The sequence below is a fragment of the Streptomyces sp. TLI_55 genome, assembly GCF_900206255.1.
Classification (GTDB): domain Bacteria; phylum Actinomycetota; class Actinomycetes; order Streptomycetales; family Streptomycetaceae; genus Streptomyces; species Streptomyces aquilus.
Genome location: NZ_OAOJ01000001.1, coordinates 7,591,078 through 7,609,569, shown reverse-complemented (window position 1 = coordinate 7,609,569; position 18,492 = coordinate 7,591,078). Strand labels below are relative to the sequence as shown.

General features: G+C 71.3%; 16 protein-coding genes. 4 read left to right on the top strand and 12 right to left on the bottom strand.

What is annotated here, in order from left to right; translation table 11 throughout:
- Positions 1-67: 67 nt before the first annotated feature.
- Complete coding sequence (locus CRP56_RS34820; protein ID WP_097270846.1) at positions 68-1,051, bottom strand: zinc-dependent alcohol dehydrogenase; 984 nt, start codon at positions 1,049-1,051, stop codon at positions 68-70.
- 107 nt (positions 1,052-1,158) lie between these two features.
- On the opposite strand from CRP56_RS34820, the gene CRP56_RS34815 reads away from it, so the two are divergent.
- Positions 1,159-1,917, top strand: coding sequence for a CDP-alcohol phosphatidyltransferase family protein (locus tag CRP56_RS34815; protein WP_097270844.1), 759 nt, complete (start codon positions 1,159-1,161; stop codon positions 1,915-1,917).
- 1 nt (position 1,918) lies between these two features.
- On the opposite strand, the gene CRP56_RS34810 is transcribed toward CRP56_RS34815, so the two are convergent.
- From CRP56_RS34810 to CRP56_RS34795, 4 genes are read right to left on the bottom strand one after another with little or no spacing between them, the layout of a single operon-like run.
- The gene (locus CRP56_RS34810; protein ID WP_097270842.1) at positions 1,919-3,136 is read right to left on the bottom strand and encodes an MDR family MFS transporter; all 1,218 of its coding nucleotides are present in this window, start codon (positions 3,134-3,136) and stop codon (positions 1,919-1,921) included.
- Positions 3,133-4,920, bottom strand: coding sequence for an ABC transporter permease subunit (locus CRP56_RS34805; protein WP_097270839.1), 1,788 nt, complete (start codon positions 4,918-4,920; stop codon positions 3,133-3,135). The genes CRP56_RS34810 and CRP56_RS34805 overlap by 4 nt, the downstream gene beginning before the upstream one ends.
- A gap of 3 nt (positions 4,921-4,923) precedes the next feature.
- Positions 4,924-6,414: an ABC transporter substrate-binding protein gene (locus CRP56_RS34800; protein ID WP_097270837.1), complete on the bottom strand. Its 1,491-nt coding sequence runs from the start codon at positions 6,412-6,414 to the stop codon at positions 4,924-4,926.
- A gap of 7 nt (positions 6,415-6,421) precedes the next feature.
- Positions 6,422-6,958 (bottom strand): GNAT family N-acetyltransferase, encoded by a 537-nt coding sequence (locus tag CRP56_RS34795; RefSeq protein WP_097270835.1) that lies wholly within the window; start codon positions 6,956-6,958, stop codon positions 6,422-6,424.
- Positions 6,959-7,091: 133 nt separating this feature from the next.
- On the opposite strand from CRP56_RS34795, the gene CRP56_RS34790 reads away from it, so the two are divergent.
- The gene (locus CRP56_RS34790; protein ID WP_097270833.1) at positions 7,092-8,027 is read left to right on the top strand and encodes a nucleotide-binding protein; all 936 of its coding nucleotides are present in this window, start codon (positions 7,092-7,094) and stop codon (positions 8,025-8,027) included.
- A gap of 39 nt (positions 8,028-8,066) precedes the next feature.
- Complete coding sequence (locus tag CRP56_RS34785; protein ID WP_097270831.1) at positions 8,067-8,459, top strand: SCO5389 family protein; 393 nt, start codon at positions 8,067-8,069, stop codon at positions 8,457-8,459.
- A gap of 82 nt (positions 8,460-8,541) precedes the next feature.
- Here CRP56_RS34785 and CRP56_RS34780 read toward each other — a convergent pair whose 3' ends face one another.
- The 6 genes from CRP56_RS34780 to CRP56_RS34755 form a co-directional block, all read right to left on the bottom strand.
- Positions 8,542-9,384, bottom strand: coding sequence for an alpha/beta fold hydrolase (locus tag CRP56_RS34780; protein ID WP_097270829.1), 843 nt, complete (start codon positions 9,382-9,384; stop codon positions 8,542-8,544).
- 118 nt (positions 9,385-9,502) lie between these two features.
- Positions 9,503-10,921, bottom strand: a complete 1,419-nt coding sequence (locus CRP56_RS34775; protein WP_097270827.1) for an MFS transporter — start codon at positions 10,919-10,921, stop codon at positions 9,503-9,505.
- Positions 10,922-11,058: 137 nt separating this feature from the next.
- The gene (locus CRP56_RS34770; RefSeq protein ID WP_097270825.1) at positions 11,059-12,417 is read right to left on the bottom strand and encodes a GH1 family beta-glucosidase; all 1,359 of its coding nucleotides are present in this window, start codon (positions 12,415-12,417) and stop codon (positions 11,059-11,061) included.
- A 20-nt stretch (positions 12,418-12,437) separates the two neighbouring features.
- On the bottom strand, positions 12,438-13,277 hold the full coding sequence (locus tag CRP56_RS34765) for a carbohydrate ABC transporter permease (protein ID WP_097270823.1): 840 nt from the start codon (positions 13,275-13,277) through the stop codon (positions 12,438-12,440).
- Between the two features lie 7 nt (positions 13,278-13,284).
- Positions 13,285-14,277 carry a carbohydrate ABC transporter permease gene (locus CRP56_RS34760; RefSeq protein ID WP_097274745.1) on the bottom strand — a complete coding sequence of 331 codons (993 nt, stop codon included), beginning with the start codon at positions 14,275-14,277 and terminating at the stop codon, positions 13,285-13,287.
- A 5-nt stretch (positions 14,278-14,282) separates the two neighbouring features.
- The gene (locus CRP56_RS34755; protein ID WP_097270821.1) at positions 14,283-15,599 is read right to left on the bottom strand and encodes an ABC transporter substrate-binding protein; all 1,317 of its coding nucleotides are present in this window, start codon (positions 15,597-15,599) and stop codon (positions 14,283-14,285) included.
- Positions 15,600-15,806: 207 nt separating this feature from the next.
- Between CRP56_RS34755 and CRP56_RS34750 the strand changes: the two genes are divergently transcribed.
- Positions 15,807-17,552, top strand: coding sequence for a coagulation factor 5/8 type domain-containing protein (locus CRP56_RS34750; RefSeq protein WP_179851193.1), 1,746 nt, complete (start codon positions 15,807-15,809; stop codon positions 17,550-17,552).
- A gap of 17 nt (positions 17,553-17,569) precedes the next feature.
- On the opposite strand, the gene CRP56_RS34745 is transcribed toward CRP56_RS34750, so the two are convergent.
- The gene (locus CRP56_RS34745) at positions 17,570-18,484 is read right to left on the bottom strand and encodes an LLM class flavin-dependent oxidoreductase (RefSeq protein WP_097270817.1); all 915 of its coding nucleotides are present in this window, start codon (positions 18,482-18,484) and stop codon (positions 17,570-17,572) included.
- Between the last annotated feature and the right edge of the window lie 8 nt (positions 18,485-18,492).

Genomic DNA, 18,492 nt, shown 5'->3' with positions numbered 1-18,492 from the left:
GTAGGGATGCCGTGTAGTACGGCTCTTCGCTTCCCCGTGTTCAGCCCGGTCTCACTCTTTTCTCAGGTCAGGCGCTCTTGCCGTACCTGATGCGGTGACAAAGGGCCGGAATCTCCCCCGCCGCGAGCTTCGGCATCACAGCCGGCAACTCCTCGAACACGCTTTCCCCCGTGATGAGCGCATCGAGTGACGGGTCGGCGAGCAGTTCGAGGGCGAGGGCGAGCCGGTCGGCGTAGGTCCGGCTGGCGCGGCGGGCCGGGGAGACGGTGCCGACCTGGCTGGAGCGGATGACGAGGCGGCGGGAGTGGAAGGCCTCGCCGAGCGGGAGGCTCACCTGCCGGTCGCCGTACCAGCTCAGTTCGAGGACGGTGCCCTCGGCGGTGAGGAGTTCCAGCGCCCGGGTGAGCCCCTGTTCGGTGGCGCTGGCGTGCACGACGAGGTCGCACTCGCCGAGCGCGTCCCGCGGCAGCGCGAAGTCGACGCCGAGCGCCTCGGCGGTCTTCGCGCGGGAGGGATCGGCGTCGACGAGCTGCACCCGCACCCCGGGGAAGCGGGCCAGCAGCGCGGCCACCGAGCAGCCGACCATCCCGCCGCCCACCACCGCGATCCGGTCCCCGACCAGGGGCGCCGCGTCCCACAGGGCGTTGACGGCGGTCTCCACGGTGCCGGCGAGGATGGCGCGTTCGGCCGGTACGGAGTCCGGTACGACGGTGACGGCGGCGGCCGGGACGACGTACCGCGTCTGATGCGGGTAGAGGCAGAAGACCGTGCGCCCCACCAGCTCCGCCGGTCCCTCCTCGACCTCTCCGACACTGAGGTAGCCGTATTTCACGGGGGCGGGGAACTCGCCCTCCTGGAAGGGGGCCCGCATCGCAGCGTGCTGGCTCGCGGGGACGCCGCCGCGGAAGACGAGCGTCTCGGTGCCGCGGCTGACGCCGGACCACAGGGCGCGGACCAGCACCTCGTCCGCGGCGGGGGCCGGAAGGGTGACCTCCCGTATCCCGCCTTCACCCGGACTGTTGAGCCAGAACGCCCTTGCGGTGCGGTTCATCGGCATCCTCCTGAACGATCGGGAAGTGGTTCACGTACCGAGGTGTGCACAGGTCGCGCACAGTACGCGGCGTTGATCGACTCTGTCACACGGCCGGAGGATGTTCGGTGGCCCTGAACAACACTTACGAGGCAAGGCTGGTCCAGCAGGAGACCGCGGTCGGAGCGGGTGTCCAGATCCTGTTGCTGGCGCTGCTCGGCACCGCGATCGGCATGGGGCCGGCGGGCTGGCTGACCGGCCTCGCCTTCGCCGTGGCCACCTGGGCGGTGCTCTCCCGGGCCCTGCACCGCACCCAGCCCCGCTCGTTCGGCCCCGCCAACCGGGTGACCCTCGGCCGCGCCATCCTGGTCGGCGGGGTGACCGCCCTGGTCGCCGACTCCTTCCAGAGCTCCCCGCCGGTCACGGTGTTCGTCGGCCTCACCGCGGTGGCCCTGATCCTCGACGGCGTGGACGGCAAGGTGGCCCGCCGCACCGGCACCTCCACCCCGCTCGGCGCGCGCTTCGACATGGAGGTCGACGCGTTCCTGATCCTGGTGCTGAGTGTCTACGTCTCGATGTCCCTGGGCCCGTGGGTGCTGTTGATCGGCGGCATGCGCTACGCGTTCGTGGCCGCCGCCCGTGTCTGGACCTGGCTCAACGCCCCGCTCCCGCCGAGCACCGCCCGCAAGACGGTCGCCGCGCTCCAGGGTGTGTTCCTGCTGCTCGCCGCCTCCGGTCTGCTGTCGTACGCCCTGGAGTTCGCGGTCGTGGCGACGGCGCTGGGGACGCTGGTGTGGTCGTTCGGCCGGGATGTGCTGTGGCTGCTGCGGACCTCGCGGATGGAGACGCTCCTGATGGAGGACGCGCGCGAGCTGGTCGCCGGATGACCTACGTCCCGCGCGGCAGCAGCGCGATCGCCGCGGCGGGTACGGCGGCCAGGACGAGCCACGGAACGGCCGCGGGCAGCCCGGTGTCGAGGAGGGTGCCCGTCGCCGAGCTGCCGATCAGGACGATGAGGCCGGACACGGAGGACAGCGCCCCGGTGTAGAGGCCGAGGCGGCCGTCCTCGGCGAGGTCGGGCAGCCAGGCGCGGGCGACCGGGGCGACGAGCATCTGGCCGAGGGTGAGCAGGACGACGAAGCCGGCCGCGGGAAGCAGACCCGCCGTACCCGTCCAGCCGACGGGGCGGGCCAGGGCCACCAGGGCGAACCCGGCGGCGATCAGGAGCAGTCCGGCGGCCATCGAGCGGCGCGCCACCAGCCGTTCGCCCACCCAGCGGGTGACGGGCAGTTGGGCGGTCACCACCAGCAGCGACGACAGCGCGAACAGCCAGGCCAGCGGCGCCTGGGAGCCGGTGGTCCGCTCCACCTCCGCGGGGAGGGCGAGGTAGAGCTGGTTGTAGGCGAGGAGATAGGCGCCGTACGCGCAGCACAGCGCGAGGAAGCGCCGGTTGCGGAGCAACAGCCCTACGCCGCCCTTGAGCCGGACGCGCTCGCGGCCGGGGATGTGCTGGGGCAGCAGCCGGGCGTGTCCGGCGAGCACCAGGACGAAGATGCCGGCGCCGGCCAGGCACACGGCCCGGAAGTCCACCGAGAGCAGCAGCGCGCCGAGCAACGGCCCTGTGAACGCGCCCGCTTGACCCGCCACTGTGAACAGGGCGAGGACGCGGGTGCGTGAGGCACCGGTGGCCTGCTCGTGCGCCACGGCCTGCCGGGCGACCTCGGACTCGACCGCGGGTGAGAACAGGGCGGCGGCGAAGCCGATCAGCAGGACGGCGCCGATGACCGCCCAGGTCCGCGTCGCGTACCCGAGCCAGGCGAACCCGGCGATCCGCAGCGCACAGCCCGCGAGGACGACGGGCCGGATGCCGTACCGGTCGGCCAGCGCCCCGCCCACCACGAACAGCCCCTGCTGGCTGAAGGTCCGCAGCCCCAGCACGAACCCGACGAGCCAGCCTGCCATGCCCACCGCCTGTCCGAGGTGTTCGGACAGGAAGGGCAGTACGGCGAAGAAGCCGACGTTGAAGGCGAGTTGGGTGAGGATCAGCAGGCGCAGCAGTGGCGTGAGCGGGGCGGCCTCGCGCAGACCGACGGAGAGGGAGGTCATCGGGTCCCTACCAACTCCCTTGTACGAGGCTGCTGTCGGGGTGACTGCACCGGCACCCGCCGCTTCCGCCGAGGCACCCGCACGCCGCCCGCCGCCGTCACCGCCAGCGCGCCCAGCAGGGCGAGGGCCGTGGCCGGGGCGAGGACGGCCCAGGGGGCGCGCTCGGCGTAGGGCTGGTTCTCGGCGAGCAGCAGGCCCCACTCCGGGGTCGGCGGCTGGGCGCCCAGGCCGAGGAAGGTGAGCGAGGCGAGCGCGAGGGCGATGCCCGGGAGCCGTAGCAGGGCGTGGCGGGTGACGGGTGGCAGCACCGCGGGCAGGAGTTCGTGGCGGAGCAGGTACCAGGAGTCCGCGCCCAGGCCACGGGTGGCGGTGATGTGGAGGGCCGCCCGTTCCTGACGCAGCAGCGCTGAGGTGTGGGCGGCGAGGGGCGCCCAGGCCACGGCGCCGACGGCGAGCGCGGGGGTGGCCGGTCCGCCGCCGACGACCGCGGTGACGAGAAGGGCGACCAGGACCGGCGGCAGGGCGACGATCGTGTCCACGAGCGGGCCCGACAGGCGGGGCAGCAGGCCCAGCAGGACGCCGGTCAGCAGGGCGGCGGCGCTGATCGCGAGGGCGAGCAGCAGGGTGTCGAGGGCGCCGTGGCCGACGCGGGCGAGGACGTCCCGGCCGAGTCCGTCGGTGCCGAACGGGTGCTGGAGGGATGGAGGTCGGAGGCGTTCACCGGTGTCGAGGGCGAGCGGGTCGCGGGGCAGCCCGAGGGCGATGACCAGCGCGAGGAGGCCGCCGTACGCGAAGGGCTGGAGCGTGCGGGCCGCGGGTTTCGGGCCGTGCAGGGACGGCAGCGCGCCGTCGCGCAGGGCAGGGCCGACGAGGAGGCGGCCGGCGAGGGCGGCGAGGCCCGCGGCGGCGGCTGCCAGCAGGACGAGGGCGAGGGTGCCGGCCTGGAGGACGGGGAGGTCCTGGCCGAGGGCGGCCTGGAGGGTGGTGCGGCCGAGGCCGGGGATGTCGAAGATCTGTTCCACGGCGACCGCGCCGCCGGTCAGGCCGACCGCGAACAGGCCGGTGTTGGGGAGCAGTGCGGGCAGAGCGCGGCGGATCGCCTGGCGGGCGATGCTGCGGCCGGGCAGTCCGCGTGCGGCGGCGGCACGCGCCCAGGGTTCGGCGAAGGCGCCGGGCAGCAGGTCGTCGAGGAGCCGGCCGAGCACCGCCCCGGCGGGCAGGCCGAGGGCGAGGGCGGGCAGGATCGTCCAGCGCGGCCCGTACCAGCCGAGGGCGGGCAGCCAGCCGAGTTGGACGCCGACGACGGTGGCGAGCACGGACGCGGTGAGGAACTCGGGCAGCGCGGCGAGGACCGCGGAACCGCCGCCCCCCGCCCGCCGTCCGCCGAGCCGCCAGTGGGCGCCCAGCCACAGGGTGCGCGCGCAGATCAGCGCGGCGGTGACGGCGGCGACCGCGAGGCCGACCGCCATCAACAGCAGCGAGGTGCCCAGAGCTTGGAGCACGGCGGGCGTGACCTCGTCGCCGGAGATCCACGACCGCCCCGCGTCGCCGCGCCACACTCCGCTCAGCCACGCTCCGAGAAGGTGGAACGGGCCTTCGTCCAGTCCGAGTTGGAATCGGATGTCGGCCAGCACCGCGGGGTCGGGATCGCGTTCGGCCGAACGTGCCTTGAGCACGGTGAGCGCGGGGTCGGTGCGGGTCAGCCACGGCAGCAGGCCGATCGCGCACACGAGGGCGGCCGCGATCCCGGCCCGCCACAGCAGCGTGGCCGCTCGGTTGCGCACGGGTCAGCGCCGGGTGCCGGTGCCGACGAGGGTGCGCTCGTACGGGTCGAGGAGCGCGCCGCGGACGCCGGTGCCGACGCCGGTGATGATCCGCTGGTGGACCAGGGGGACGACGGCGTCGGTGCCGAGGATCTCGGCCTCGGCGGTCATGGCCGCGTTCTGCCGTTCGTCGGTGTCGGTGACCCGCTCGGCCTTCGCGACGGCCTTGTCCACGTCCTTGTCGCAGAGTTGGGCGATGTTGTAGCCGCCGTCGCAGGTGTAGTCGCTGGCGAGGACCGAGACGGGGTCGCCGGTGTCGACGAGGGTGTTGCGGGCGAGGACGAAGGCGTCGAACTTCCCGTCCAGCGCGTCGGTCTCGAGCCGCGAGTACTCGCGCACCTCCAGGTCGACGCGGAATCCCGCCTTCTCCAGCTGCTGCTTCAACACCTGGGCGACCTCGGGGAGTTCGGGCCGGTTGTCGTAGGTGGCGAGGGTGATCGTGGTGCCGTCGGCGGCGGTGGCCCGGGTCCGTCCGGTCGGTGCGGTGCGCTTGCCCTCGGCCCAGGTGAGGGCGGGCCCGTAGATGCCGGTGCCGGCGTCCGCGTACCCCTCGTAGACGTCCTTGGCGAACACGGAGGTGTCCACGGCCTGGCGGGCGGCGGCCCGCAGACCGGCGTTCTTGAACGCCCCGGACTCCGTGTTGAGCAGCAGGCTGGTGGTGCGGGTCGTCGCCGTCGCCTTGCGCGTGCCCGCGTCGAGGGCGGCGGCCTGGGCGACGGGTATCGACTCGGCGAGGTCGACCTGGCCGGTGCGCAGGGCGTTGGCGCGGGCGGTGCCGTCGGCGACGAACTTGACGTCGACACCGGAGGCTTGGGCCCGGCCGCCCCAGTAGTCGGCGAAGCGGTCGAGGGTGGCGGCGGTGGCGCCCATGACCTTGGTGAGCTCGAAGGGTCCGGTGGCGTGGCCGACCGGGTCGACGGCGCCCTTGCCGGCGTAGGCCTTGGCGGAGAGGACGGCGAGGCTCGGGCTGGACAGGCGCAGCGGCAGGACGGGGTCGGGGTCCTTCGTGGTGACCCGTACTCCCGTGCTGCCCTCGGGCTTCACGGTGAGGGTCACGCCGGTGAGGGCGGCCGGGGCCGGCTTGGCCTCGGTGGCGTGGGTGAGGGAGGCGGCGACGGCGGCCGGGGTGACCTCGGTGCCGTCCTGGAAGTCGGCCTCGCGCAGGGTGAACAGCCAGGTGCGGTCGTTCTCGCGCCGCCAGGAGGAGGCGAGCGCGGGGGCTGCGGAGCCGTTGGCGTCGAGGGAGGTCAGGCCCTCGGTGACGCCGAGGCGGCTGAGGATCGTGGCGTCGGCGCCGTACGGCGAGAGGTTCTCGGCGGGCGGGAAGGCGAGGGCGGCCCGCAGCCGGGAGCCGTCGCCCGTGTCGTCCGACGTCGCTTCGGCGCCCTCGGAGGCGAAGCAGCCGGTCAGGGCGGGGGCGAGCAGGAGTGCGGAGAGCAGTCGGAGGCGGCGCATCGGCCGGTCACCGTCCCATCGGAAGTTCGAAGTGCAGGACGCCGTTGCCGCCGTCCGGGTCGTCGCGCTCGTCGTGCACGAGCTTGCCGAGCGAGCGCCAGAAGGCCTCGGCGCCGGGGACGGACGGATCGGTGTGCAGATATACGGCGCGGTAGGCGCCGTCCGCCGCGGCGAACGCCAGCAGCTCGGCGACCAGTCGGCGGGCGAGGCCGCGTCGGCGGTGCTCGGGGCGGACGTAGAGCCGACGCACCTGGGCGGTCTCCCCGGAGGGGTAGCGCTCGGCGATGTGGCGGGGGTTCGGCGGGTGGGCGGGGCCGCGCGCGTCGAGGGCGCCGGTGGCGACGATCTCGCCGCCGTCCGGGTCGACGGCGACGAGGAGCGTGTGGCGGGGCGGGGTCAGATAGGCGGCGGCCGGGTCGACGATGTCGCCGTGCCAGCGGGGCACGTACCCGGTGCCGAAGTCGCGGTAGACGGTGTCGAGCATCACGGCTCGGGCACCGTACAGGTCGTCCGGGCCCGCGGCCCTGATGCTGTAGTCACGCACTTGCACATCATATGCATTAAGGGCAGGCGCTTGATCATCGGGCGATTTGACAGTGATCGGGGACACCTCTAAAACCTACCAACATGACATCCATTTTCAAAAACGTCTTAGCTGTACTGCCGAGGTGGTGCTGATGCGCATCGCCTTCGTCGGCAAGGGCGGCAGCGGCAAGACGACCCTGTCGGCCCTCTTCTCCCGCCACCTGGCCCGGGCCGGGGCACCGGTCCTGGCCGTGGACGGGGACATCAACCAGCACCTGGCCGAGGCCCTGGGCCACGACGGCCCGCACCTGGACGCCCCTCCCCTGGGCGCCCACCTCACCGCGATCAAGAACTACCTGCGGGGCACCAACCCGCGCATCGCCTCGGCCGAGGCGATGATCAAGACGACGCCGCCGGGCCGCGGCTCACGTCTGCTCTCGCTGCTCGGCGACGACGAACTCCACGCCCGCCATGTCCGGCACGTGGGTGACGTACCGCTGCTGGTGACGGGCGAGTTCGACGAGAGCGACCTCGGGGTGGCGTGCTACCACTCCAAGCTCGGCGCGGTGGAGCTCTATCTCAACCACCTGGTCGACGGACCCGGCGAGTATGTGGTCGTCGACATGACGGCGGGCGCGGACGCGTTCGCGTCGGGCCTGTTCACCCGCTTCGACCTGATCTTCCTGGTGGCCGAACCCACCCGGAAGGGCGTCTCGGTCTACCGCCAGTACCGGGACCACGCCCGGGAGTTCGGGATCCGCATCGCCGTCGTCGGCAACAAGGTGACCGGCGAGGACGACCTGCTCTTCCTCAAGGAGGAGGTGGGCGACGACCTCCTGACCCACCTCACCCAGTCCCCTTACCTCCGGGCCGCCGAACAGGGCCGCGCCCAGGGCGAGTTGGAGCCTCAGAACCGCCACGCCCTGAACACCCTCCGCGAAACGCTCGACGCCCACCCGCGCGACTGGCCCCGACTCCACCGCCACGCGGTCGAGTTCCACCTCCGCAACGCCCGCGCGTGGGCGGGCGAGGACCTGGCGACCCAGGTGGACCCGGAGTACACGCCGGGCCGCATCCCCCACGCCTGACCCACCCCCTCCCCTCACAGCACAGACAGGACCACCCCCATGTCTCTCGACGTCTCCCCGCAGCTCCTCGCCGAAGCCGAACAGGGCGCCGTCCGCGAGGAGGACTTCGTGGACACCGTCCGCACGTCCCTCCCCTACGCCTACGACCTCATCGCGTCCCTCGCCGGCGAACTCAAGTCCGGCACCGCCGACTTCACCGACAACCAGACCCCTCCCCCGTCCGAGAAGGAACGCGGCCAGCTCCTGCGCGCCCTGGCCAGCGACGCGATCCGCGGCAGCCTGGAGCGCCACTTCGGAGTGACCCTGGCCTTCCAGAACTGCCACCGGGTGGCGGCGTTCCGCCCCGGCACGGAGACGAGCGAGACGTACACGCGCTTCACCTCACTCCGCGCCCAGATCCTGAACCAGTCACCGGAGTTCAGGGACTGCTGACGGCACTCAGGCTGCTCGGACGAGCGGGGGGAGGCGTCGGTCATCCCGTTCCCCCGCTCAACCTCCGCTTCCAGCGGCGCTCTCACCCCCGCAGAAAACCCTCCACCGCCTTCACAAAGCTCCCCGCCTCGTCCAGCCACGGAAAGTGCGCCGCCCCCGCCTGCACCACCGACTCGGCCTTCCCGAACAGCCCCGCGTACTCCCCCATCGCGCGCGGCGGTGCCGCCACGTCCACCTCACCCGCCAGCACCAGCACCCGCCCCCCGAACTCCGCCAGCGCCACCCGCGTGGCCTCCGGGTCGAAGGCTCCCGCCGAGCCGTACACCCGCGCCGCCTCGTCGTTGCGCTGCTCCGCCTCGGCCGCTCGCACGGCTCGTGCCCGCTCGTCCCAGCGTGCGAACCAGAACGGGGCGATGGCCTCCCAGTCGTCACCCGCCGCGCGCCCTTCGGTGACCGCCTCCAGCGCCGCGTACGCCGTCCCGAACCACTCCTCGTCCCGGCGCAGCCGCGCGGCCCCCAGCCGGTCCTCGGCGGTGATGTCGACGCCGACCGCGTACACGCTCGGGGTGATGAGGGCGAGGCGCGCGACCCGGACGGGGTGGTGGGCCGTGTAGAGGGCGGCGAGGTTCGCGCCGGCGCTGTGTGCCAGCAGGTCCACCCGCTCCAGGCCCAGTTCCGTCCGCAGCGCCTCGACGTCGTCCACCAGTCGGTCGCAGCGGTACGACGCCGGGTCCGTCGGCGTCGCCGAGTCGCCCGTCCCCCTCAGGTCCAGGCGGATCAGGGTGCGGTGGGTGGTGAGGCCGCCCAGGTCGCCGAGGTAGGCGGAGGCCTGCATGGGGCCGCCGGGGAGGCAGATCAGGGGCGGGCCGTCGCCGGTGGCGTGGTAGGCGAGGAGGGTGCCGTCGGGGGCGTTGAAGGTGGGCATGGCGTGAGCATTTCAGCGGGCCTCACGCGGGGCAACGCAATAAGGCCGGGCGGTGGATCCGCCCGGCCTCGTCGAGGGTGTACGACGCTCAGCTCGGCCCTCCCGGGATCTACGCCCCTCAGCTGGGCGACTCCGCGCCCTCACGCGCGTAGTACCACCACGTCACGCCGATGCAGGTGACGTAGAAGGCCACGAAGCCCCACATCGCGCTGGTCACCGCGAAGTTGGCGAACAGGGCCGGGATGAAGAAGAAGCCGTAGGCGGCGACGGCGGCGGTGAAACCGGTGACCGCGCCCGCTTCCATCTCGCTCTGCCGCAGGGCCTTGGTGCACTGCGGGGTGCCCTCGGTCAGGCCCTTGAGGTGCTGGTTGCGGAAGATGACCGGGATCTGGCGGAACGTCGAGCCGTTGCCGATGCCGGAGAAGAAGAACGCGGCGAGGAAGCAGGCGAAGAAGCCCGCGAAGTTGCCGCTGTCGGCGCCGCTCGGCAGGAAGGTGATCACGCCGATGATCGAGGCGGCCATGCCGACGAAGGACAGGATCGTGACGCGGGCGCCGCCCAGCTTGTCTGCGATCCAGCCGCCGGCCCAGCGGGCGAGGGCGCCGAGGGCCGGGCCCATCCAGGCGTAGGTGGCGACGGAGTAGGCCGGGAAGGTCGTCTTGATCAGCATCGGCAGGGCGGCGGCGAAGCCGATGAAGGAGCCGAAGGTGCCGACGTAGAGCCAGGTCATCACCCAGGTGTGCTTGCGGCGGAAGATCACCTTCTGCCGGGCGAAGGACGTCGACGCCGTCTTGAGGTTGTTCTGGCCGAACCACGCGATGGCGGCGAGGACGATCAGGACCGGGACCCAGACGAAGGCCGCGTTCTGGAGGTACACCGTCTCGCCGGTCCTGGCGTTGGCCTGGCCGGAGCCGATCGCGATGACCGAGCTGGTGATGACGATCGGGGTCAGCAACTGGACGACGGAGACACCCAGGTTGCCGAGGCCGCCGTTGATGCCGGTGGCGTTGCCCTTCTCGCGCTGGGGGAAGAAGAAGCCGATGTTGGCCAGGGAGGAGGAGAAGTTGGCGCCGCCGATGCCGCACAGGGCGGCGATCGTGGCCATGGTGGTGAAGGACGTGGAGGTGTCCTGGATCGCGTAGCCCAGCCAGATCAGCGGGACGATCAGGACGACCGTGGACAGCGCGGTGAAGGTGCGCTGGCCGATCCTCGGGCCCAGGAAGGTGTAGATCATCCGGGCCGTGCCGCCGGTCAGGCCGGGGATCGCGGTCAGCCAGAACAGCTGCGAGGTGGTGAAGGAGAAGCCGACGTCGGCGAGGTTGGTGGCGGTGACGCTCCAGACCTGCCAGACGACGAAGGCCACGAGCAGGGCCGGGACGGCGATCCAGAGGTTCCGCCGGGCGACCCGCTTCCCCACGGAGTTCCAGAAGAGCTCGTTCTCGGGCTCCCAGTCGGTGATCTCCCGGCCGGGCCGGTACTGGGCGAGGTCGTACGACCGCCCGGCGACCGTGGTCGTCGCTTCTTGTACGGCAGGCATGGCGGTTCCTGGTGGTGAGGAGGTTGTCCTTGCTTCTTCAGCCTCCTCCCGCGGCCAGGGGGACATCAGAGTCCTAGGGCGCGCTCACGCATCGCCCTAGGACCCGATGAGCAGGGACTTCCGACCCCGTCCGCCGCTTATGCCGCGTGCCGCTCCCGTCCCCGGTGGGCCCGGATGATCTCCGCGTACCGGTGGCCTGTGCCCTTGATCGTGCGGGTCTGGGTCCGGTAGTCGACGTGGACCAGCCCGAACCGCTTGTCGTAGCCGTAGGCCCACTCGAAGTTGTCGAGCAGCGACCAGGCGAAATAGCCGGCCAGCGGAGCGCCCTTGCGGGCGGCGGAGGCGCAGGCGGCGAGGTGCCGGGTCAGATAGTCCTGCCGCTCGGGGTCGTGGACGGTGCCGTCGGGGCGTACGACGTCCGGGTAGGCCGAGCCGTTCTCGGTGACGTACAGCTTGCGGGCGCCGTACTCGTCGGTGAGGCGGAGCAGCAGGGTCTCGATGCCGCTCGCGTCGATCTCCCAGTCCATGCCGGTGCGGGGGACGCCGTCACGGCGGACCGAACGGACGTACGGGGCGGGCCCGTCGGGGTCGTCGGCGATGGTCTGCGGGAAGTAGTAGTTCAGGCCGAGCCAGTCGAGCGGGGCGGCGATGGTCTCCAAGTCACCTGGTTTCTCGGGGAGTTCGACGCCGTACACCTCCCGCATGTCGGCCGGGAAGCCGCGGCCGTGGACCGGGTCCAGCCACCAGCGGTTGGTGTGGCCGTCCATGCGGCGGGCGGCTCGCAGGTCCGCCGGGCGGTCGGTGGCGGCGTGGATGGTGGAGAGGTTGTTGACGATGCCGATCCGGGCGCCCGGGGCGGCGGCTCGGATGGCCTGGGCGGCGAGGCCGTGGCCGAGGAGCAGGTGGTACGAGGCCCGGACCGCCGCCGTGAGGTCGGTCCAGCCGGGGGCCATCGTCCCTTCCAGGTGGCCGATCCACGCCGAGCACAGGGGCTCGTTGAGGGTGGTCCAGTGGTGCACCCGGTCGCCCAGTCGCTCGGACACGACCGAGGCGTACGCGGCGAAGTGCTCGGCGGTCTCGCGCTCGGGCCAGCCGCCGCGGTCCTGGAGGGTCTGAGGCAGGTCCCAGTGGTAGAGGGTGACGGAGGGCGTGATGCCGGCCGCGAGCAGACCGTCGATCAACTCGTCGTAGAACGCGAGGCCCTTGGCGTTGACGGGACCGTCGCCGCCGGGCACGACCCGCGGCCAGGCGACGGACAACCGGTAGGCGTTGGCGCCCAGTTGGCGCATCAGACCGATGTCCTCGCGCCAGCGGTGGTAGTGGTCGCAGGCGATGTCGCCGGTGTCGCCGTTCGCCACCTTGCCGGGGGTGTGCGAGAAGGTGTCCCAGATCGACGGCGAACGGCCGTCCTCCGTCACGGCTCCCTCGATCTGGTAGGCGGCTGTGGCCGTGCCCCACAGGAAGTCGTCCGGGAGTGCGGCGAGATCGATGGTCACGAAATTCCTTTCAGGAGTGGTCACTTGACGGCGCCCGCCGTCAGCCCGGCGACGAGATAGCGCTGGAGGAGCAGGAAGCCGGCCACCACCGGGACGCTCACGACCAGTGAGGCGGCCATGATCTGGTTCCAGTACACGTCGTAGAGCGTGGAGTAGCCCTGGAGGCCGACGGCGAGGGTTCTGGTGGTGTCGTTGGTCATCACCGACGCGAACAGCACCTCGCCCCAGGCCGTCATGAACGCGTAGACGGTGACCGCGACGATGCCGGGGATCGCGGCCGGTACGACGACCCGGAAGAGCGCGCCGAGCGGCCCGCAGCCGTCCACGAGGGCCGCCTCGTCCAGATCGCGCGGCACCGAGTCGAAGTACCCGATGAGCATCCAGATCGAGAACGGCAGGGAGAAGGTGAGATACGTCAGGATCAGCCCGCCGCGCGAGCCGAACAGGGCGATGCCGGTGGCGTTGCCGATGTTGACGTAGATCAGGAAGAGCGGGAGCAGGAAGAGGATGCCGGGGAACATCTGCGTCGACAGGACGGTGACCGTGAAGACTCGCTTGCCGCGGAAGTCGTAGCGGCTGACCGCGTACGCCGAGAACACGGCGATCACCACCGAGCAGACGGCGGCCGCGCTCGCCACGATCAGGGAGTTCACGAAGTACCGGGCGAGCGGGACCGTCGACCAGATGTCGATGTACGGCTGGAAGGTCACCTCACTCGGTAGCCAGCGGAACTTGCCGGTGACGTCCGCGAGCGGCTTCAGCGAGCTGGAGATCATGACGTACACCGGCAGCAGCACGAAGCCCGCCAGCAGGGTGAGGAACACCCGCCGGGTCCACAGGAAGGACCGCGGCGGCGCCATGGGGGAACTAGGCACGCGACGCCCTCCGTCCGCGCGAGGTGACGGCGAGGTACACGCCCGTCACGAGGAGCAGGAACAGCAGCAGGAGCACGGACATGGCCGAGCCGGTGCCGAAGTTCCAGGTGACGAAGGAGGCTTGGTAGATGTGGACGGAGATGAGGTCCGCGGCCTCCGGCGCCGACTTGCCGAACAGCACGTACGGCGTGTTGAAGTCGTTGAACGTCCACAGGAACAGCACCAGGATCAGCACCTGGTTGACGGCGCCCAGCGACGGCAGGGTGATGCGGCGGATCTGCTGCCACATCCCGGCGCCGTCGAGGGCGGCGGCCTCGTACAACTCCCGTGGGATGTTCTGGAGTCCGGCCATGACGATGAGGAAGGCGAACGGCCAGCCCTTCCACACGGACACGACGAGCAGGGCGATGAAGCTGTTGTCGCCGATGAGCCAGAAGGACGGCTTGTCGGTGAGGCCGAGCTGGTCGTGCAGCACGTGGTTCACCAGGCCGTTGTCGTGCTGGAACATGAACACCCAGGTGATGACGGCCGCGTAGACCGGCAGGGCGTACGGCACCAGGAACAGGGCGCGCAGCAGGCCCCGGCCGCGGAAGGTGTCCTGCATGCAGATCGCGGCGGCCGTGCCGATCAGCCAGCACAGGCCGACCGAGGCGAGCGTGAAGCCGACCGTGACGAGGAAGGAGTGCAGCAGGGCCTCGCCGACGGGGGCGTCGAAGTCCACCGCCATACGGAAGTTGTCGAGGCCGGCCCAGGGCGCGGCGCCCCAGTCGCGGATGTAGAACTGGGTCAGTTCCTTGAAGCTCATCACGATGCCGATGACCATCGGCACGAGATGGACGAGGAGTTCGAGGATCAGGGCGGGCAGGAGGAGCAGATAGGGCAGTCCGATGCGGCGGATGCGGCCGGGGACGCGGCGGCGCGGTCCGCGCGCCGCCTTGTCGCCCGACTCCCCCTTGTGCACCGGGAGTTCGACTGTGCTGGTCATCAGGGTCACGCCGCCGGCATCTGCGCCTGGGCCTTCTCCAGGGCCGCCTTCACCGACTCGGTGGTCACCGCGCGCCCGGCGGCCGCGTCGGCGAACAGGCCCTTGATGGCCGTGCCGACCGCCGTCTCGAACTGCGATTCGTCGGCGACCTGCGGGGCCGCGACCGCGCTGGTGGCGAGGGTGTTCTTCAGGACACCGTTGGCGGGGGTGTTGAAGGCCGGGTCCGCCTGGGCGCCCTTCACCGGCGGGATGGAGCTGTAGGCGGTGTTGAGGATCTTCTGCTCGGCGTCACTCGTCATGAACTTCACGAACTTCTTGGCACCGTCGAGGTTGTCGGAGTTCTTGAAGACGGCCAGGTTGATGCCCATCACCATCGAGTTGACGCCGGTGCCGGTGCCGGGGGTGCCGGACTGCACGGGCACCGGGGCGATGCCGAAGGAGTCCTCGCTCATGCCCTGGGACTTGAGGTTCGCGGACGCCGACTGCCACAGCAGCATCGCGGTCTTGCCCTTGGCGAAGTCGCTGACCGACTGGTTCTGCGCGTACTCGGCGTTGCCCGGCGCGATGACCTTGTCCTTGGCCATCAGGTCGACGAACTCCTTGACGCCGGCGACCGCCCCGTCGTTCGTGAAGTCGGGCTTGCCGTCGGCGGTGAAGAAGTCGCCGCCGTGCTGCTTCGCGAAGACGACCGCGTGGTGGATGTTCTCGGACGGGTTCGCTCCCTCCACGCCGAGCGCCCACTTGCCGCCCTTGGACAGCTTCTTGCCGTCCTCGACGAACTCGGCCCAGGTGGCGGGCGGTTGGGCTATGCCCGCGTCGGCGAACATCTTCTTGTTGTAGTAGAGGGCGTACGCCATCGAGTACAACGGCACCGCCGCCGGGTCCTTGCCCTCGGCGCCGGTGGAGCCGAGCGCCGAGTCGACGAAGCGGTCCTTGCCGCCGATCGCCTCGAAGTTCTTCGCGTCCCACGGCAGCAGCGCGCCGGTGGCCTGGAGGGAGGCGCTCCAGGTGTTGCCGATGTTCAGGACGTCGGGGCCCTGGCCCGAGGTCGTCGCCGTGAGGATCCGGTTGAGCAGGTCCGACCAGGGCACGACCTCCACCTTCACCTCGATGCCGGTCTGCTTCTTGAACTTGTCGAGTTCCGGCTGGAGGACCTTCTTGTCGACCTCGACGCTCGCCCCCTGGTTGGAGGCCCAGTAGGTGAGCGTCTTCGGTGAGTCGTTGGACCCGCCCTCGGTCGACGAACCGCCTCCGCAGGCCGACGCGGCCAGGGCGAGAGACATGGTGACGGCGCCTACGGCCGCGGCTCGGATGCTGCGCATGGCTCCTGGTGTCCCTTCAGGGAATGCACTCACGGCTTAATTTAGGACGTGAGTTAAACGGCAGCCGTTCGGCGCGTCAAGGGGTTGAACAGCACTTGTTGAACTTGGCGGCACGTCTTGACGTCCGCGTTTGAACACTGAAGCATCCCTCGGCGAGAGAGCGCTCCCCACCCTTTCATCGTTCACTTCCTGAACAAGGAGCCGCCCATGAGCCCGTCCCCGCTCAGCCGGAGAACCGTCCTCGGCGCCGCGGTCCCCACCGCCCTCGCCCTGTCCGCGACCCCGTCCTGGGGCCGCCCGAACGCCCTCCCCGGAGGCGGCGACCTCGGCCCGAACGTCCTGGTCTTCGACCCGAGCACCCCTGACATCCAGGCGAAGCTGGACGCGGTGTTCGCCCGGCAGGAGTCGGCCCAGTTCGGCACCGGCCGCTACGCGCTGCTCTTCAAGCCCGGCACCTACCACGGCCTCAACGCCCAACTCGGCTTCTACACCTCGATCGCGGGCCTCGGCCTCTCCCCCGACGACACGACCATCAACGGGGACGTGACGGTCGACGCGGGGTGGTTCGGCGGCAACGCCACGCAGAACTTCTGGCGTTCGGCGGAGAACCTGGCGCTGGTCCCGGCGAACGGCACCAACCGCTGGGCGGTCGCGCAGGCCGCCCCGTTCCGCCGGATGCACGTCCGCGGCGGCCTCAACCTCGCGCCCACCGGCTACGGTTGGGCCAGCGGCGGCTACCTCGCCGACAGCCGGATCGACGGCCAGATCGGCCCGTACTCCCAGCAGCAGTGGTACACCAGGGACAGCGCGATCGGCAGCTGGCTCAACGGCGTCTGGAACATGGTGTTCTCGGGCGTCGAGGGCGCCCCCGCACAGAGCTTCCCGAACCCGCCGTACACCACCCTCGACACCACGCCGGTCTCCCGCGAGAAGCCGTTCCTGTACGTCAGCGGCAGCGAGTACCGGGTCTTCCTGCCGTCCCTGCGCACCAACGCACGCGGGGTGACCTGGGGCAACGGCACACCGCGAGGCACCTCGCTGCCGCTGTCGCGGTTCTACGTCGCCAAGCCGGGCGTCTCGGCGGCGACGCTGAACCAGGCCCTCGCCCAGGGTCTGCACCTGCTGCTGACGCCGGGGATCTACCACGTCGACCGGCCGATCCAGGTGGACCGCGCCAACACCGTGGTACTGGGCCTGGGTTACGCGACCCTCGTGCCGGACAACGGCGTCACCGCGCTCAAGGTCGCCGACGTCGACGGCGTCCGGCTGGCCGGCTTCCTGATCGACGCCGGACCGGTCAACTCCGCGTCCCTGCTGGAGGTCGGCCCGAGCGGCGCCCGGCGGGACCACTCCGCCAACCCCACCACCGTGCAGGACGTGTTCATCCGCATCGGCGGCGCGGGCCCCGGCAAGGCCACCACCTCCATGGTCATCAACAACCGGCACACCATCGTCGACCACACCTGGGTCTGGCGCGCCGACCACGGCGAGGGCGTCGGCTGGGAGACCAACCGCGCGGACTACGGGGTGGTCGTCAACGGCTCCGACGTCCTCGCCACCGGCCTGTTCGTCGAACACTTCAACAAGTACGACGTCCAGTGGTTCGGCGAACGCGGCCGCACGATCTTCTTCCAGAACGAGAAGGCGTACGACGCCCCGAACCAGGCCGCGATCCAGAACGGCGCGGTCAAGGGCTACGCGGCCTACCGGGTCGGCGACGCCGTCACCACGCACGAGGGCTGGGGACTCGGCAGTTACTGCTATTACAACGTCGACCCGACGATCGTGCAGCACCACGGCTTCGCCGCCCCGAACCGGCCGGGAGTGCGCTTCCACGACCTGCTGGTCGTCTCGCTCGGCGGCAACGGCCAGTACGAGCACGTCGTCAACGAGACGGGGGCGGCGACGTCGGGCACGTCGACCGTGCCGTCCACCGTGGTGTCGTACCCCTGACTGATCTTGACGGCACGTCAGGTGCGGGCGGCCACCACGGCCTCCCGCACCGCCGGGGCGATCTCCTGCGCCCAGCGGCCGAGGGTCACGTCGGCCGGGGTGCCGTCGTCCACCCGGAAGTGGACGAACCCGTGGGCACCGAACTCCAGGACCGCGCCGGTGAGTTCCTCGACCCACTGCGCCACCGAGCCGCCCCGCCACACGCCGTCGGCGCCGCGCGGGGCGGCGAGGGGCGTGGCGGTGATGACGCCGGGGAGGTTGTAGACGGTGACGATGTCGGCGGGGTCGCGGCCCGCCTTCAGGGCGGCCTCGTCGATGACGGGCCGGGAGTCTCGGTAACGGGGGCTCAGCCAGTCGGCCGCACGGCCGGGGATCCAGCCGTCGGCCACCCGGCCGGTGGCGGCGAGCGACTTCGGCCCCACCGAGCCGGTCCACACCGGCGGCACCTCGACCGCGGCCGGTCGCAGGCCGTGCACCTGGTAGAACTCCCCCTCGAACGTGACCGGTTCACCGCCACCGCCGAGCATCCGGATCAGGGTGACGGCCTCCTCGAAGGCGCGTACGGCGGCCCCCGGCCCGAGCCGCTCCACCCCGAGCCGGGCGATCTCGTCCCACAGCCCGCCCGCGCCCATGCCCAGCACCAGCCGGCCGCCGGTCAGCGCGGACAGCGAGGTGACCGCGCGGGCCAGCATCGGCGCGGGACGGCTGGGCAGGTTGGTGACGTTGACCAGGGCCGAGACCCGTTCGGTCCGGCCGAGGACGACGCCGACCTGGGCGTACGCGTCGAGCTTCGTGGCGTCGTAGGGGTGGTCGGAGACGGTGACCAGGTCGAGGCCCTGCCGGTCTGCCTGGACGGCGTGCCGCAGCGCCTCCTCGATGTCCTCGACGGCTGCGCTGATCCCCGTACCGAACACCGGCGTGTGCACTGACATGGCGGAAC